Raw genomic sequence first — 17038 nt, 5'->3', positions numbered from 1 at the left:
CGTAGACTCCCCACTATGAACGAGCGCACCCTACCGACCCCGCCCATGCAGTTCAACCTGTGGGGAACGGCCGACGAGGCGAAGCCCCTGTCCGACAAGATCCGGTCGATGCTCCAGAAACTTCTCGCGGTGAGCACCCCGTTGCCCCGGCGCGACGCCTCCCAAATTCGCCTCACCGCGCCGCGCGTGAGTGACGCGGACGTGGCCGCACTGAGGGGGATCGTGGGTGAGGGCTACGTCTCCACCGCCGACGCACAGCGCATGCCGCGCGCCCGCGGGAAGAGCTACCTCGACCTGATCGACTGGCGCGAGGACCCGGAAACCACCGCCATCGACGCCCCGGATGCCGTGGTGGCCCCGGCGACGGAGGAGGAGGTGCTCGCCGTTCTGCGGTGGGCCTCGGAGCAGTCCGTTGCGGTGGTCCCCTTCGGCGGCGGCACGTCCGTGGTGGGTGGGCTGACGCCGCTGCGGGGTGCGCACCGCGCCGTGATCAGCGTGGATGTGGCGCGCTTTGACCAGCTGGAAGATGTCGACCACGTTTCGGGGCTGGCCACCCTCGGCGCGGGGCCGCCCCGCCCCCCCGCCCCNNCCCCCACGCCGAGATGCTCCTGGCGGAGGAGGGTCTGCAGCTCGGCCACTTCCCCCAGTCCTTCCCGTACGCCACCATTGGCGGCTTCGCGGCCACGCGAAGCTCCGGGCAGAATTCCGCCGGGTACGGACGCTTTGACGAGATGGTGCGCGCCATGACGGTGGTCACGCCGACGGGTGTCATCGAGGTCGGCCAGGCCGCCCCCGCCACGGCCGCGGGCCCCGCGCTCAAGGAGCTCTTCCTCGGCTCCGAGGGCACCTTCGGAATCATCACCCGCGTGCGACTCCGTGTGCACCCGATCCCCGCGGCCAAGCTCTACGAGGCGTTCAGCTTTCCGACGTTCGCCGAGGGGGTGGCCGCGCTGCGCGCCGTCGAGCAGGCGGGCGCGGGCCCGACGGTCCTGCGCCTGTCCGACGAGATCGAGTCCAGTGTCAACCTCACCTCCACCGACAACATCGGCGGCCGCGGTGAAGAGGAGCACACCGGCTGTCTCGCGCTGACGCTTTTCGAGGGGACGGCCGTGCACGCCGAGTCGCGACGCGCCGAGACGCGGGCGCTCATGCTCGCCCACGGTGGGACATCGCTCGGCGAAGGACCCGCCCGGGAATGGGAGCGCGGGCGTTTCGGGGCGCCGGTGCTGCGGGATTCGCTCATTGACGCCGGCGCCCTCTGCGAAACCCTGGAGACGGCCACCGACTGGTCGAACGTGCCCGCGGTGAAGAAGGCCGTCACCGCCGCGTTGTCACGCGAGCTGGTCGCCGACGGATCCCCCGCGCTCATCATGTGCCACGTCTCGCACGTCTACGCTGAGGGCTGCTCCCTCTACTTCACCGTCGTAGCCGACGCGGGGCCCGAACCCCGGGCGCGCTGGAGCAGGGCCAAAGCCGCGGCCACGGAGGCGATGGCCTCGACGCGGGCGACCATCACCCACCACCACGCGGTGGGCACCGACCACCTGCCATGGATGGACCGGGAGATTGGCCGGATGGGCATCGACATCCTCCGCGCGGTGAAGCGGCAGGTGGACCCGGCCGGGATCATGAACCCGGGGAAGACGTTCGATCTGCCATGAGACCGCCCACCGGAACCCTGGACGTCTCGCGCGTCGCCCTGTTGACCAACCCGGCCGCGGGCAAGGGGCGCGCGAGCGACATCGCGGACGTGGCCAAGCAGCGTTTCAACCAGCTCGGTGTGGACGTGGTGGGTATCCAGGGGCCGGACGCGCGGACCTCGGAGAAGCTTGCCGAGGCGATGATCGCGGACGAGCGCATCGACGCCCTCGTCGTCGCAGGCGGGGACGGTCTCATCGCCCTCGCCCTTCAGGCTCAGGCGGCAACGGGAACCCCGCTCGGGATCATCCCGGCGGGAACGGGAAACGACCACGCCCGGGAGTATGGCATCCCCACCGACCCGGCCAGGGCCGCCGAGGTGGTGGCGGCCGGCAGGTGGACCGCCACGGACCTCGGCCGGGTGCGCACGTACCCGGCGGGAACGGACATCACCGCCCGGGAGCTGCCCCCTCCCGTGGGGGAGCAGTGGTTCGGCACCATCGCCTGCGCGGGCTTCGACTCCCTCGTCTCGGACCGCACCAACCGCATGCGCTGGCCCACGGGCAAGGCCCGCTACAACCTGGCCATTGCGGCCGAGGTGATCAACTTCCGGGCGCAGGAGACCACCCTCGTCCTGGACGCGGGCTCCCCCGGCGAGCGGGTGGTGCAGGCGCGCACCATGTTGTGTGCGGTGGGTAACACCCGCACCTATGGGGGTGGGATGAAAATCTGCCCTGGTGCGGACCACGCCGACGGGTTATTGGACCTCACGGTGATGGGGGACATCGGCCGGATCCGGGCGCTGGGGCAGTTCCGCCGCATCATGGCGGGCACGCTCGTGTCCGACGATGCCATATCGATGTATCGCAGCCCGCGGGTGCGCATCGCGATGCCGGGGATCAACGCCTACGCGGACGGCGACCCCGTCGGCCCGTTGCCCGCTGAAATCGAGGCAGTTCCCGGGGCAGGGATGTACTTCACGCCTCGCGGCCGGTAGTTGGCGGCACCGCCGCGGCCGCCGCTTGGGCGGCCCGGATTCCGTTGACGCGGCCGTCACCCCCGGGGGCGTAGCGTTCAAGCTGCCCTTCCCCGGCGGGGGCCTTACGGGTGGCGCTGTCCTTCTTCCCCCCGGTGAGCCTGCGGACTACCGCACCGGCCAGCCCCGGCGCATACGCCTGGGGGAAGGTGATGAGGGCGTTCTTCGCCCGGGCAAGGGTGGAGTTCATGGCAGCATCCTACCTGCGCCGCCGACGGCTTGGCCCTACCGCAGCGCCAGGTAGAGCGCCAGCGCCGCGCGCCAGTTGGTGGGCTGGAACCCGGCGGCCCTGATCTTGTCCAGGCTCAGCGTGGACTCCCTCGGCCGCGGCGCCTCGGGCCCGGCGATCTGCGCGTACTGCTTAGTTGTCACGGGCCGGATGTCGGCGGGATCGCCCCCGAGGCCGATGAACACGGCCATGGCGATCTCGTCGCGGCCCGCCACGTCACCGTCGGAGGTGATGTTGTACACCCCGTACTCGGCGTGCGTGCCCAGTAGGTGGGCGATGCCGCGGGCCAGGTCGTCGGCGTGGGTGGGCCGGCCACGCTGGTCCATGATCACGCTGGGTTTGACGCCGCGCTCGCACAGGCCGGCCATGGCTTCCATGAAATTCGCCCCCTCACCGAAGACCCAGGAGGTGCGCACCACGTAATGCCTGCGCGCCACCTGGGCCGCCGTGTCCCCGGCGGCCTTCGACGCGCCGTAGGCCGACAGGGGCGAGGGCATCTCGTCCTCCGTGTGCACCTCGCGTGTGCCGTCGAAGATGTAATCGCTGGAGACGTGGACGAGGGTGAGCTCATGCTCGTCGGCCACCCGCGCCAGGTCGGCAACGGCGGAGGCGTTGACACGCCACGCCGCCGCCCTGTCCGTCTCGGCACCGTTGACATCGTTGTACGCGGCGCAGTTGATGATCGCGTGGTAGCCCGACCAGTCCAGCGCCCGGATCGCCGCGGCATCGGTGATGTTGAGCTCGGCGCGGCCGAAGAAGTCCGCCTCCGCATCGGAGTAGACACCCCGGAGCGCGCGGCCGAGCTGGCCGTTCGCGCCGGTGACCAGGATCTTCCGGGGCGGGACGGGCGTGGCGTCGGCAAGCATGGGGTGGGTCTGGTCCGCCGCGGAAAGCTCCGTGGGCTCCAGCGGCCACTCAATCTCCCGGTAGGAGCAGAACGCGTAGGCCCCGTCCGGGTTGTAGCGCTCGTTGACCAGGTAGATGTAGCTGGTCGCGTCCTCGAGGGCCTGGAAGCCGTTGGCCACCCCGCGGGGCACGAACACGGCCGCCTCCGGGCCGATCTCCACGCCGAAACGCTCCCCGAAGGTCGGGGAGCCCTCGCGCATGTCCACCCACGCCCCGTAGACGCGCCCCGCCGCCACGGACACCCACTTGTCCCACGGCTCGGCGTGCATGCCGCGCGTCGCCCCGCGCGAGGCGTTGAAGCTGACGTTGTTCTGCACCGGGGTCAGGCCCTGCCCGGCCCAGTTCTCCTTGAACCAGCCGCGGTTGTCGCGGTGCACCGCGAGGGAGTGGACGGTGAGCCCCTCGATCGGTGTCTGCGTGGGGGTCTGCATCTACTGCCCGCTTTCTGCGTATCGCTTCTCGACGTCTTCCTTCGCGCCCCGCCACCAGCTCTCGTTGTCGGTGTACCACGCGATGGTTTTTCTCAGCCCGTCGCGCAGGCTGCCGGTGTAGCGGGGCTGCCAGCCGAGCTCGGCGGTGATCTTCGCGGGGTCCATCGCGTAGCGTTGGTCGTGGCCCGGGCGGTCCGCCACGTGCTCGTAGGTGCCGCCCATTAGCTCGCAGATCATCTCAGTGACCTGCTTGTTCGTGGTGTGGTCGTTGCCGGCGCCAATGTTGTAGGTCTCCCCACTTTTGCCGCGGTCCAGGATTGCCAGCACGGCATCGTTGTGGTCGTCCACGTGGATCCAGTCGCGCACCTGCGCCCCTGAGCCGTAGATCTTGGCGGGACGCCCGTCGATCAGGTTGGTGATCTGGCGGGGAATGAACTTCTCGATGTGCTGGTACGGCCCGTAATTGTTCGAGCAGTTCGAGATCGTCGCGTTGATGCCGAAGCTGCGGATCCACGCCCGCACGAGATGGTCGGAACCGGCCTTCGTCGCCGAGTACGGGCTCGACGGGTTGTACGCCGTCGACTCCGTGAAGCGCTCCGATCCCCCCAGCGGCAGATCCCCGAACACCTCGTCGGTGGACACGTGGTGCAGCCGCGCCCCGTGGGCGCGCACCGCCTCGAGCAGGGTGAAGGTGCCCACCACGTTCGTCTGCACGAAAGGGGAGGGATCCGCCAGGGAGTTGTCGTTGTGGGACTCCGCCGCGAAATGCACCACCGTGCCGCAGCGAGCCACCAGCTCGTCGACGAGCGGGGCGTCCGTCACGCTGCCGCGCACGAACTCGACGTCGAGGCCCTCGAGATTCGCTCGGTTGCCCGCGTAGGTCAGCGCGTCAAGAACGATGATCCGTTCATCCGTGCGCCCGCGCGCCAGGCGGACGAAGTTCGACCCGATGAACCCGGCACCGCCGGTGACCAGCATTGCTCCCATGGTGCCCAACTATACGGCCGGAACGTCGCGCGGATCCGCCGCCGCGGTGACGGGCCGGGTCAGCCCCACGGCGTGCACCACCGAGCCGGCGATGGGCCCCGCGAACAGCGCGATGCACACGGTCGGGGCGACGCCGAAGGGGAGGACGAACATGAGGGTGAAGGAGACGACGGAGGCGATGACCCACCCCGAGACGTACCAGGCGTGTTTTTCCTGGGCCAGCACCGCGATCCCGGTGATCATGAGGGACCCCATGAACGCCGACGCCAACGTCAGGGCACCGAGGGTGAGGCCGGGGACGAACATCTCCGGTTTGAAGGCGAGGCGCAGGATCCACGGCCCGATGAGCCACGCGGCGAGGAAGCCGACCGCTCCGATGCCCAGCACGGCGGCGATGGGCGCCGCCAGGGCAGAGAAGACCCGGTGGCGCTGCTCCACGAAGCGGACGACGAGCGCCGACTGGAACCGCTGCAGGGGAACCAGTACGGGCGCCCGGGTGAGGATGACCGCGTTGATGAGAGCAGACACCGCTGCCCCTTCCGAAAGCGGAAATGCCGCATTCGCCGCAGTTGGGAAACCCGTGATGAGGGCGGCAGATGCGCCCGACGCAACCATCGCTGAACAGGCGCGGCGCAAGAATTCCCTCTCATTTACGTCGACGGGAGCACCGGTATTTGCAACGATGAAAACTACCCACGAAAACGCACCGACGACAGTAATGCCCAAAAAGGCGGGAATTCCCCAGCCCGCCCGCCAAGCCACCAACGCCAGCGCCAGCCTGATGCCCGAATCTGCCGCGATCAGGGCGGCGTACGACCCCCATTGGCGGTTTCCGCTTAGGGCGCCGGACAACAGAGCCTGGAATATGTAGCTCGAGAGGCCCATGACGAGCAGTCCCGTTGCCAATACAGGTGAGGAAGGGATAACGCGTGGCATGAGTAACCACCCGCAAAGCAACCCCAGCACGACAACAACCGCGGCGACCCACCCGCCGAAACGCCACGGGTTGGCGTTTCCGGTGTGGCCGGTCTCCCGCGCACCCGCAACGGCGCGCGTGGTCTCGTGCGTGAGGCCGTCGATCATTCCCGCCGTGGCGAAGAAGAGCCCCCAGAAGGCGGTGAAGTAGCGGTAGTCCGTGTCCGCGTCCAAGGCCCACTGCGCTACCCAGAGGACGATGAAGCCCGACAGGGCGGCGAAGATGGTGGCGTAGGAGAGGTGTCTCACGGGCACTCCGGAAGTTCGGGATGGTTGAGCCAGGCGTCCATCACGTCGCGCACGTCATCGGCGCGTTCCGCGTGGGGGATGAGGGCGTTGGCGAGGTCGAAGGGCTCGACGATGCCGTGGGCGTTCTTCGCTACGTACTCCCGCACGCCGCTGAAAAAACCCTCGTCGCCGATGAGGCGTCGTAAAGCGTGGAGCGTGATGGCCCCGCGCTTGTAGACGCGGTCGTCGAACATGTTCCTCGGTCCCGGGTCTCCCAGGGTGAAGCTCTGCGGGGCGAGGCGGGCGTAGTGCTCGCGCACCAGGCGGTCGATCGGGGTTCCGGTGTGGTCGGCCCAGAGCCACTCCGCGTAGCAGGCGAAACCTTCGTTGAGCCAGATGTCGTTCCACTGGGCCACGCCCAGGGAATTGCCGAACCACTGGTGCGCGAGCTCGTGGGCAATAAGGCGCTCGTTCCCCGTCAGGTGGTTGCGGCCGTAGATGGCCATGCCCTGGGCCTCCAGGGGGATCTCGAGCGGGTCCTCGGTGACCACCACCTCGTAGCGCTCAAAGGGGTAGGGGCCGAAAACGCCGCGGAAGAATTCGAGCATGTCCTGTTGCTTGGCCAGGTCCTTCGGGTGGGTTCCGGCTGGAAGCCAGGCGAAGGTGTCCGCACCGATTCGGTGGCGGGTGTACTGGCCAACCTGGACAGTGGCGAGGTAGGTGGCCATCGGTTTGGCAGTGAAGTTCGTGACGGCCGTGTACCCCTGGTCCGCGCGGACGTTGAAGGTGTAGGTCGCCTTCTCGTCCGGGGTGTCATCACAGGGGAACCAGGTGGGTGCGCCGTTGGGCTGGTTGGCCACCAGGGCCCCGTTGGTCAATTCCTCCCAGCCGAGCGCGCCCCATGCGGTGCGTCTCGTCGATGGGTTTCCCGTGTACCGGATGGAGAGCCGGAACTCGGTGTCCACGGCGACGGGCTCGGCGAATGTGATGCGCAGCTTGCCGCCGGACTGGCGGAAGCGGGAAACCCGAATGCCGCCGGTGGCCGTGACACGGCGCACCGCCATGTTCTCCTGCAGGTCCAGGGTCATGTGCGGCAGGTCGCGCCAGTTTGTCAGGGTGAGGGTGGCCGTGGCGTCCAGGCGGTTCGGGCCCACCTTGTAGTCCATGTCGAGGTGGTAGTGCGTGACATGGAACCCCAGGTTGAAGTCGACCCCCGTGTACTCGTCTCGGGTACCGGGGACCGGGGTGGAGCGCAACCTGTGGGATTTCACCCGGAACAGTCTAGCGCGGGGGGCGACAAGGCCCGGACCGGGGAAGCTCGAGCGGTGGTCACGGGTACGCAAAAAGGGCCCACTCCGAACTGTGGCCGGGGCGGGCCCTGAAGAACGCAGGGACTTACATGCCAAATGCGGGCTTGATGGTGACGTCCCAGGATTTCTGGATGTCCTCGCGCCAGGAGGGCCAGGAGTGGGTGCCAGTGTTGCGGAACTCGCGGTGGGCGGGGATACCCAGGGTGTCCAGCTTGGCGCTCAGGTCGTGGGTGCACTGGTTGACGGCTGCCTCGATGACGCCGCCCTCGACCTGTACCTGCGCTGCGCCAGCGGAGGCGAGGGGAGCCGGAGCACCCTGGCCGATGAAGTAACCCACCATGTCGGTCTCGGAGGCGAGACCGGTGCCGGAGGATATGTAAAGCTCCGTGCCGCGCAGTTGCTCTGCGTTGGCGAGCGCATCGTTCCAGCCGTTGTACGGCCCACCCATCGGGCCCCACATCATTTCGGGGGTGACGGTGCGGAAATCGGTACGGCCCGAGGCTCGGTCCACCGTCAGGCGAGCAAAGTTATAACCCTGGGGCGACGCGGTGGCGGCGCAGCCGGAGAAGGATGCGGCGGCCTTGTAGAAGCCTGGATTGTGGGTCGGCAGGACAAGGGAGGAGGTGCCCGACATCGAGAAGCCGACGATGGCGCGGCGGTCGTCCGCGCCCAGGGTCTTCTCGATCGGGCCGGGCAGCTCCTTGGTCAGGAAGGTCTCCCACTTCTGGGGGCCGTTGATGTACATGGACTGCACGTCATCGCGGACCCAGTCGGTGTAGTAGGAGAAGGCGCCGGCCTGGGGGATGACCACGTTAACGCCCTTGCCACTGAAGAAGTCGCGGGTGCCGAACTTGGTGAGCCAGTCCGCATCCTGCTCGGCGCCGCCGGCACCGTTGAGCAGGTAGATGGTCGGAGCGTTTGCGACGTGGTTGCCCTGCTCGTCGGTCGCGGGGATGACCGCGACGGGGATGTCGCGGTTCATCGAGGGGGAGAAGACCTTGAACGCCAGGACGCTTTTGTTGTCGACCTGCTCAATCCAGGACTGCGGGCGCTCGGAACCAACCACTAAAGTCGGTTCCTTCTTCGCGTCCCACTGCTTGACGACGCCCACCTGGGCGCTGTTCTGCTGGTTCTCCTGCGCCATGGCGGGGGCGGCCGGCGCGGCACCGAGGGCGATGGAGATGGCCGCGGCTGCTGCGACGACCGAACGTTTGATGCTCATCAGGCGGGTACATCCTTTTGCTATGAGGTTTTCAGTTGAAATCAATCTAGGTCAATGTAACCGAAAAGTTCACTCGGCACGACCCCGGACAAGAACTTTATTGTTACTGCTGTGAAAATTGTTACTGAAGTGATTAGATTTGCTGTGTAACAATTGGCCGGGATCTCCCGACCTACCCATTGTTGCGCGGGCGGGTGCGCCCTGGCCATCCACCTCCATCCAGCCCCGAAGAAAAGGACCCCCATGAACCTGATCGAATCCATCCAGCTCATGATCAACAACGTTCTCGGCCAGGCGATCCACGCCGGCTCCTCCGCCTCCTCCATGCTGGCGGCGCGCCTGCACATCATCTAGTAACCCCAGCCCCGCTGGCCCCCTAACCGAACGAACGGGGTGAGGCGGGGTCCCGGCAAATCGCCCCAAAGGGGCGATTTTTTATGCCACGGACCACCGCGGTGCCAGCTCCCGGGCCCGTAGACGCCCCCGGGGATGGGCCCCTTCCCGGGCACGTCCCCGCCGCCGGGGCACGTATTTCGGCCCATCCCACCACGACACCGCCCGCGCACGTATCCTGTTAGGCGTGAGTAATGAACATTATGACGTTGTTGTGCTCGGCGCTGGCCCCGGTGGCTACGTCGCCGCTATCCGTGCCGCCCAGCTGGGCAAGAAGGTAGCTGTCGTAGAGAAGAAGTACTGGGGCGGTGTGTGCCTGAACGTGGGTTGCATCCCGTCCAAGTCCCTCATCAAGAACGCCGAGGTTGCCCACATCTTCAACCATGAGGCGAAGACCTTCGGCATCAAGGGTGACGTCGAATTCGACTACGCGGACGCGCACAAGCGCTCCCGCGGGGTCTCCGACAAGATCGTCAACGGCGTTCACTACCTGATGAAGAAGAACAAGATCACCGAGATCCACGGCCTGGGCACCTTCAAGGACGCCAAGACCATCGAGGTGACCGAAGGCGACGACGAGGGCAAGACCCTCACCTTCGACAACTGCATCATCGCCACCGGCTCCGTCGTGCGCACCCTGCCCGGCATCGAGCTCTCCGACAACGTGGTGTCCTACGAGGAGCAGATCCTCAACCCCGAGGCCCCGAAGAAGATGGTCATCGTGGGTGCCGGCGCCATCGGCATGGAGTTCGCCTACGTCCTGTCCAACTACGGGGTGGACGTCACCGTGGTGGAGTACATGGACCGTGTTTTGCCGAACGAGGACAAGGACGTCTCCAAGGAGATCGCCAAGGCGTACAAGAAGCTCGGCGTGAAGCTCATGACGGGCCACGCCACCACCGCGGTGCGCGACAAGGGCGACTCCGTCGAGGTTGACATCCAGAAGAACGGCACCGACAAGACCGAGACACTTACCGTCGACCGCGTGATGATCTCCGTCGGCTTCGCCCCGCGTGTCGAGGGCTTCGGGCTGGAGAATACGGGTGTCGAGCTCACCGAGCGCGGCGCGATCGCCATCGACGACTCGATGCGCACGAACGTCGAGGGCATCTACGCCATCGGCGATGTCACCGCCAAGTTGCAGCTCGCCCACGTCGCGGAGGCGCAGGGCATCATCGCGGCCGAGGTCATCGCGGGTGCGGAGACAATGTTGATCGATGATTACATGATGACCCCGCGCGCGACCTTCTGTAACCCGCAGGTCGCCTCCATGGGCTACACCGAGGAACAGGCCCGAAAGAAGTGGCCGGACCGCGACATCAAGGTCGCCACCTTCCCCTTCAGCGCGAACGGCAAGGCGGTCGGCCTGGCTGAGGCGCAGGGCTTCGGCAAGCTCATCGCCGACGGCGAGTTCGGGGAGATTCTCGGCGCGCACCTCGTCGGCCCGAACGTCTCGGAGCTCCTTCCGGAGGTCACCCTGGCCCAGCGCTTCGACCTCACCGCTAACGAGATCGCCCGCAACATCCACATCCACCCGACGCTCTCCGAGGTCCTCAAGGAGATCGCCCACGGTGTCGAGGGGCACATGATCAACCTCTAGGCATTCGCTTGACGACGTCACAAAGGGCGCCCACCGAACGGTGGGCGCCCTTTGTGCTGCGTTCAGGGAGCGCTTAGCTGCCGGAGACGGCGGTCGCGAGGGCCTCCAGAGCCTCCTCCAGGTAGTCGTCCTGGAAGTTCCCCGACATGGCCCGAACCTTGTCGGACTCGATATCGGTGCGGTCATACGTGAGAGTCACGCGGGTGTGGTCCGCGTCGACGGGCTCGAGCTCGTAGAGCCATTTCGCACCCACCTGGACGTCGGCGGTGATGTTCTCGACGTTCTTCCACCCGATGACCTTGTTCTCCTGGAAGGCGAAGACCTCGTTACGGGTCTGGTAATCGCCGTCCTCCTTGGTCATGTTCATGGTGAAGGTGTCGCCCACGGCCTTGATGCGCTCGCCCCGGTCGACGGAGACGACCGAACCGGAGTTGTCGGTCTCCGGGTGGCGCTCCGGGTTGGAGAGGATGTTGAAAATTTCGTTGGCGGAGGCGTCGATGACGCGGCTTGCGGAATTAGTGTTCTGGGTCATACCCCCAGTGTAGGGAAAAACACCGCGGCCGCCACGCGCCCGGGAGTGTCAGTACGGTGCGATGGAAGTGGTGTGGGGATCGACCTCGATGCCGTGGTGGATGGACGGGAAGGCGCGCTGGGCGCAGTTTTCGCGCGGGCAGACGCGGCACCCGGCACCGATCGGGATGGCCTGGGTGGCGTCGTCAAGCGGAAGCCCGCGGGCGTAGATGGTGCGCTCCGCGTGCCGTGTCTCGCAGCCCAGGCCGATGGCGAAAAGCTTCTCCGTCTCGTTGAACTGGAAGCGGTGGTGGCGCACGGTCCGCGCGACCCAGAGGTAGGTGCGGCCGTCGGGCATCATCGCGTGCTGCCTCACCGACTCCCCGGGCCGCGCGAAGGACTCGTAGATCCCCCATAGGGGGCACGTGCCGCCGGAAGTGGAGAAGTGGTAGCCGGTGGCGGACTGGCGCTTGGAGATATTGCCGGCCCGGTCCACCCGCACGAAGGTGAACGGCACGCCCCGCATGTTGGCGCGCTGGAGTGTGGACAGGCGCGACGCCACGGTCTCGTAACCGACGCCGAAGACGTGGCAGAGGTAGTCCACGTCGTAACCGTGCTTCTCTGACTCGGAGTGCATGAGGGTGTACGGCAGGAGGGTCGCGGCGGCGAAATAGCTCGCGATGCCGCGCCGGGCCAGGTCGACGGAGGTTGCGGAGGAGAACGGCTCCGCGGCGACGTGGGCGTCGATGAGCTGTCCCGCGTCCAGGTAAGCGAGCTCGAGGGCGATGCGGAACGCGCGCTGGCCCGAGGAGAGGATGGGGGAGAGTGAGAGGGTGCCGGTGGCGGTGTCGAGATGGTGGAGGACACCCTGCTCGGAAGGGCTGGTGCGCACCTCGATGCCGTGGTCGCGGGTGATGTGTTCCGTCAGCGCCCGCTCGGTGGAGTGGATGCCGAAGCGCTCCACACCGATTGTCCCGGCGAGGGCCTCGGCGGCGTGGTCGAGGTCGTCGAGGTAGTTCTGCCGGGAGTAGAAGAAGTCCCGCACCTCATCGTGGGGCATGGACAGCGGCTCGGAGGACGAGACGCGCGAATCCGTCGCCAGGGTGAGCTTGTCGCGGGCGTTGCTGTAGCGGCGGTGTATCTCCACGACGGAGCGGGCCACGGCCGGGTGGCGGTACACCAGCTCCGAGAGCTCCTGCAGCTCGATGTGGGGCGTGCCCAGCTCCTGATCCTCCACCACGTCCTTGAGCTCCGCGAGGAGCCGGGAGTCGTCATCGCGCGAGAAGAATGTCGCATCCACACCGAAGGCCTCGGTGATCCGCTTGAGCACCGGGACCGTGAGGGGGCGGACGTCGTGTTCGATCTGGTTGACGTAGGAGGCGGAGAGCTGGAGGGTGGCGGCGAGCGAGGCCTGGCTCAGGTTGCGCTCCCGGCGCAGCTGCCGCAGCCGCGAACCCACGTAGGTCTTGGACATGAGCAACATCTAACCATCGCCGCGGCAACGGATTGCGAAGTTTCCGGAAAACACTTCGCATCCGTGTGTTCAACCCGAGGTCAAGGGTTAGGTTCGGCTAACAGCCGAAAGTTTGACACCCTTTGGGGTGACGGGGGGAGGCGCCAGCTACACGACACCCCCGGGGTGTCGAAGGTCACAATTTTCCGCGCCTTTCCCTGTGCGTGACCGGTGGGAAAATCCGAAACGGCTGGGAGCGGCCCCCACGGGGGTCCGGGTGGGACGGCCCGGGCCCGGAAGCTGCGGTGACGGGACGCCCCCCGCACGCTCGGGCGGCTTAGCCAGGCCAAAAGGCAGGGAGCGATAAATAGGTGAACTCCCGGCGCATTTCGTAGAGTGATATCGACACTGGAGGTGCCATGACTGTTCAAAACGCAGATCGTGACGCAATTCGTCACGGAAAAATTACCGAAAAGCCGCTGCGCGAGCGGCCGTCCTTCCCCACCTGGGCCGTCAAGCTGACCATGGCCATCACCGGCCTTCTTTTTGGTCTGTTCGTCCTCGGCCACATGGTCGGAAACCTCAAGATCTTCATGCCGCTGCACGCGAACGGCGTCGCGCCCATCGATGACTACGCAAGCTTCCTGCGCAGCATGGGTGAGCCGCTGTTCCCGCACACCGGTCTTCTCTGGATCATCCGCGCGGTGCTGCTGGCGGCTCTCGTTCTTCACGTCTGGGGTGCATTCGCCCTTCGCGCCCGTTCGTCCCGATCCCGCGGTAAGTTCCGCCGCACCAACCTGATGGGTGGCTGGCAGTCCACGGCGACGCGCTGGATGCTCGTCACTGGCGTGATCCTGCTTCTCTTCGTGCTGTTCCACCTGCTCGACCTCACCTTCGGCCAAGTCGTGGCCTCCGACCAGTTCGTCCACGGTGCGGTGCGCAACAACATGCTCGCCACCTTCGCGCCGAGCCGCTGGTGGGTCGCGCTGGTCTACATCATCGCCAACCTGGCGCTGCTGCTGCACCTCACCCACGGCATCTACCTGGCGGTCTCCGACCTTGGTTGGCTGGGCAAGCGTGGCCACGCACTCATGGTCATTCTCGCCTACATCCTCCCGGCGATCGTCGTGCTCGGCAACATCGTCATGCCGCTGGCGATCATGCTCGGCTGGGTCCCGGATTTCGCACGGTAACGGCTGATTAGGAGAACAATCACATGACTACCCCTTCCCCCCGTCAGGGTTCCAGCATCGCCACTCCGGCCGGTACCAAGGCTGACACGAAAGCCGGTGCTGCGTCCGGCTCCGCCGACAAGGAGTTCCGCCAGCCGGCCTCCTCCGTCGCGGGCGTCACCCCGGGCCTCATCCTCGAGAATGCGGAGCCGAACCGCCACGAGGTCCGCATGAAGGACATGTGGGAGCACCAGAAGGACCACATGAACCTGGTCTCCCCGCTCAACCGCCGCAAGTTCACGATCCTCATCGTGGGTACCGGCCTCTCCGGTGGTGCCGCCGCCGCGGCCCTCGGCGAGCTGGGTTACAACGTCAAGGTCTTCACCTACCACGATGCGCCGCGCCGTGCGCACTCCATCGCCGCCCAGGGCGGCGTGAACTCCGCCCGCGGCAAGAAGGTCGACAACGACGGTGCCTACCGCCACGTGAAGGACACCGTCAAGGGCGGCGACTACCGCTGCCGCGAGTCCGACTGCTGGCGCCTCGCCGTCGAGTCGGTCCGCGTGATCGACCACATGAACGCCATCGGCGCCCCCTTCGCCCGCGAGTACGGCGGCACCCTCGCCACCCGCTCCTTCGGCGGCGTGCAGGTTTCCCGCACCTACTACACCCGTGGCCAGACGGGCCAGCAGCTCCAGCTGTCCACCGCCTCCGCGCTGCAGCGCCAGATCCACCTCGGAAACGTGGAGATCTTCACCCACCACGACCTGATGGACCTGATCATCACCGAGCAGGAGGGTGGCAAGCACTGCAACGGCATCGTCACCCGCAACCTCATCACCGGTGAGATCACGCCGTTCACCGGTCACGCGGTGGTGCTGGCCACCGGCGGTTACGGCAACGTGTACCACAAGACGACGCTGGCGAAGAACTCCAACGCGTCCGGCATGATGCGCGCCTACGAGCGCGGTGCCTACCTCGCCTCCCCCTGCTTCATCCAGTTCCACCCGACCGGCCTGCCGGTCAACGCGAAGTGGCAGGCGAAGACGACCCTGATGTCCGAGTCGCTGCGTAACGACGGCCGCATCTGGACGCCCAAGGAGAAGGGCGACGACCGCGACCCCAACTCCATCCCGGAGGAGGAGCGCGACTACTTCCTCGAGCGCCGCTACCCGGCGTTCGGCAACCTCGTGCCCCGCGACGTCGCCTCCCGCGCGATTTCGCAGCAGCTCAACGCCGGTTACGGAGTGGGCCCGCTGCACAACTCCGCGTATCTGGACTTCTCCGACGCCATTGAGCGCCTCGGCGAGGACACCATCCGCGAGCGCTACTCCAACCTCTTCGAGATGTACGAGGACTCCACCGGAGAGGACCCCTACCAGTCCCCGATGCGCATCGCGCCGACCGTCCACTTCACCATGGGCGGCCTGTGGACGGACTTCAACGAGATGACCTCCATCGACGGCCTCTTCGCCGCCGGTGAGTGCTCCTGGACCTACCACGGCGCGAACCGCCTGGGCGCCAACTCTCTGCTCTCGGCCTCCGTCGACGGCTGGTTCACCCTGCCGTTCACGATTCCGAACTACCTGGCCAGCCACCTCGGCGAGGAAGCCCCGGCGACCGACTCCCCCGAGTCCGTCGAGGCAGTCCAGCGCGTGCAGGACATGATCGAGCGCCTGATGAGCGTGCGCGGGCCCGAGCCGCACGGCCCGGAGTACTTCCACGAGCAGCTCGGTGAGATCCTCTACGAGCACTGCGGCGTCGCCCGCTCCGTGGAGGGGCTGGAGGAGGGTCTGCGCAAGATCCGTGCCCTGCGCGAGGACTTCTGGACCAACATCTCCATTCCGGGTACCCCGAACGACATGAACCAGACGCTCGAGGCCGCTATCCGTCTGGTGGATTACATCAACCTGGGCGAGCTCATGTGCGTCGATGCGCTCGACCGCGACGAGTCCTGCGGCGCCCACTACCGCGTCGACCACCTCACCGAGGATGGCGAGGCGCAGCGCGACGACGAGAACTGGTGCTTCGTCTCCGCCTGGGAGCCGGCCGGCGAGGGTGAATTCATCCGTCACGCGGAGCCCCTGTACTTCGATTCGATCCCTCTGATGGCAAGGAACTACAAGTAATGAAACTGACACTTGAGATCTGGCGTCAGGCCGGACCCGATACTGAAGGAAGCTTCGAGACGGTTCAGGTGGACGATGCCGTGGAGCAGATGTCCATCTTGGAGCTGCTCGATCACGTGAACAACTCCTACGTGGAGGCCGGCAAGGAGCCGTTCACCTTCGCCTCCGACTGTCGCGAGGGCATCTGCGGCACCTGCGGTGTGACCGTCAACGGCCGCCCCCACGGTGCGGGACAGAACACCACTGCCTGCCTGCAGCGTCTGAACAACTACAAGGACGGCGACACCCTCAAGATCGAGCCGTTCCGCTCCGGCGCGTTCCCGGTGATCAAGGACCTCACCGTCGACCGCTCCGCGCTCGACCGCGTGATGCAGCAGGGCGGTTACGTTTCCGTGGCCGCCGGCACCGCCCCCGATGCCGACACCCTGCATGTCAACCACCACGACGCCGAGCGTGCGCTCGACTACGCGGCCTGCATCGGCTGTGGCGCCTGCGTGGCAGCGTGCCCGAACGGTGCGGCCCACCTGTTCACCGGCGCCAAGCTGAAGCACCTCAAGCTCCTCCCGTTGGGCAAGGAGGAGCGCGGCAAGCGCGCCCGCCAGATGGTGGACGAGCTGGAGACCAACTTCGGCCACTGCTCGCTGTTCGGCGAGTGCGCCGATGTCTGCCCGGCCGGCATTCCGCTGGATGCGGTCAGTTCCATCAACGCGGAGCGCGCCCGCGCGGCGTTCCGCGGCAACGACAACTAGAGGGCGCACCTGCACACCGTGTGCGGGGGTGAAAACACCCCGTATACTGGTGCGCAGGTAAGACTCCCAC

Annotated in this window: 14 protein-coding genes and 1 pseudogene; 7 read left to right on the top strand and 8 right to left on the bottom strand. The window is 66.7% G+C overall.

All coding sequences use genetic code 11. From position 1 onward, the window contains the following. Positions 1-15: 15 nt before the first annotated feature. The 3 genes and pseudogenes from B3611_RS10165 to B3611_RS01545 all read left to right on the top strand — a co-directional run. A pseudogene (locus B3611_RS10165) lies at positions 16-507 on the top strand (FAD-binding oxidoreductase); the annotation flags it as partial. Between the two features lie 95 nt (positions 508-602). Next, positions 603-1661, top strand: coding sequence for an FAD-binding oxidoreductase (locus tag B3611_RS01550; protein WP_414646278.1), 1059 nt, complete (start codon positions 603-605; stop codon positions 1659-1661). Beyond that, positions 1658-2635 carry a diacylglycerol kinase gene (locus B3611_RS01545; protein ID WP_291313320.1) on the top strand — a complete coding sequence of 326 codons (978 nt, stop codon included), beginning with the start codon at positions 1658-1660 and terminating at the stop codon, positions 2633-2635. Before B3611_RS01550 ends, B3611_RS01545 begins: the two co-directional genes overlap by 4 nt. Here the strand turns inward: B3611_RS01545 and B3611_RS01540 are convergent. The 6 genes from B3611_RS01540 to B3611_RS01515 all read right to left on the bottom strand — a co-directional run bounded on the left by B3611_RS01540 (position 2616) and on the right by B3611_RS01515 (position 8962). Further along, positions 2616-2864 carry a hypothetical protein gene (locus B3611_RS01540; protein ID WP_291313319.1) on the bottom strand — a complete coding sequence of 83 codons (249 nt, stop codon included), beginning with the start codon at positions 2862-2864 and terminating at the stop codon, positions 2616-2618. The two genes, B3611_RS01545 and B3611_RS01540, sit on opposite strands and share 20 nt — an antisense overlap. A gap of 35 nt (positions 2865-2899) precedes the next feature. Beyond that, complete coding sequence (locus tag B3611_RS01535) at positions 2900-4240, bottom strand: sugar nucleotide-binding protein (RefSeq protein ID WP_291313318.1); 1341 nt, start codon at positions 4238-4240, stop codon at positions 2900-2902. After that, complete coding sequence (gene rfbB, locus B3611_RS01530; RefSeq protein WP_291313317.1) at positions 4241-5227, bottom strand: dTDP-glucose 4,6-dehydratase; 987 nt, start codon at positions 5225-5227, stop codon at positions 4241-4243. Between the two features lie 9 nt (positions 5228-5236). Then, on the bottom strand, positions 5237-6451 hold the full coding sequence (locus tag B3611_RS01525; protein ID WP_291313316.1) for a hypothetical protein: 1215 nt from the start codon (positions 6449-6451) through the stop codon (positions 5237-5239). Then, positions 6448-7701, bottom strand: a complete 1254-nt coding sequence (locus B3611_RS01520) for a M1 family metallopeptidase (RefSeq protein WP_291313315.1) — start codon at positions 7699-7701, stop codon at positions 6448-6450. Before B3611_RS01520 ends, B3611_RS01525 begins: the two co-directional genes overlap by 4 nt. A gap of 124 nt (positions 7702-7825) precedes the next feature. Further along, positions 7826-8962, bottom strand: coding sequence for an alpha/beta hydrolase (locus B3611_RS01515; RefSeq protein WP_291313314.1), 1137 nt, complete (start codon positions 8960-8962; stop codon positions 7826-7828). 580 nt (positions 8963-9542) lie between these two features. Between B3611_RS01515 and lpdA the strand changes: the two genes are divergently transcribed. After that, positions 9543-10955, top strand: a complete 1413-nt coding sequence (lpdA, locus tag B3611_RS01510) for a dihydrolipoyl dehydrogenase (protein ID WP_291313313.1) — start codon at positions 9543-9545, stop codon at positions 10953-10955. 73 nt (positions 10956-11028) lie between these two features. Here the strand turns inward: lpdA and B3611_RS01505 are convergent, their stop codons facing one another. Further along, the gene (locus B3611_RS01505) at positions 11029-11487 is read right to left on the bottom strand and encodes an SRPBCC family protein (RefSeq protein WP_291313312.1); all 459 of its coding nucleotides are present in this window, start codon (positions 11485-11487) and stop codon (positions 11029-11031) included. 48 nt (positions 11488-11535) lie between these two features. Further along, positions 11536-12939 (bottom strand): acetate metabolism transcriptional regulator RamB, encoded by a 1404-nt coding sequence (gene ramB / locus B3611_RS01500; protein ID WP_291313311.1) that lies wholly within the window; start codon positions 12937-12939, stop codon positions 11536-11538. A gap of 398 nt (positions 12940-13337) precedes the next feature. Here ramB and B3611_RS01495 point away from each other — a divergent pair, with 398 nt between their 5' ends. From B3611_RS01495 to B3611_RS01485, 3 genes are read left to right on the top strand one after another with little or no spacing between them, the layout of a single operon-like run. Further along, positions 13338-14111 (top strand): succinate dehydrogenase cytochrome b subunit, encoded by a 774-nt coding sequence (locus tag B3611_RS01495; protein ID WP_291313310.1) that lies wholly within the window; start codon positions 13338-13340, stop codon positions 14109-14111. A gap of 23 nt (positions 14112-14134) precedes the next feature. Then, the gene (locus B3611_RS01490; protein WP_291313309.1) at positions 14135-16219 is read left to right on the top strand and encodes a fumarate reductase/succinate dehydrogenase flavoprotein subunit; all 2085 of its coding nucleotides are present in this window, start codon (positions 14135-14137) and stop codon (positions 16217-16219) included. Continuing rightward, a complete protein-coding gene (locus B3611_RS01485) occupies positions 16219-16968 on the top strand; it encodes a succinate dehydrogenase/fumarate reductase iron-sulfur subunit (RefSeq protein WP_291313308.1) in 750 nt (249 codons plus the stop codon). The genes B3611_RS01490 and B3611_RS01485 overlap by 1 nt, the downstream gene beginning before the upstream one ends. Positions 16969-17038: the final 70 nt, after the last annotated feature.

It is taken from the genome of Corynebacterium sp. UBA2622 (assembly GCF_002339505.1).
Classification (GTDB): Bacteria; Actinomycetota; Actinomycetes; order Mycobacteriales; family Mycobacteriaceae; genus Corynebacterium.
This window is presented reverse-complemented; position numbering and strand designations above follow the sequence as displayed.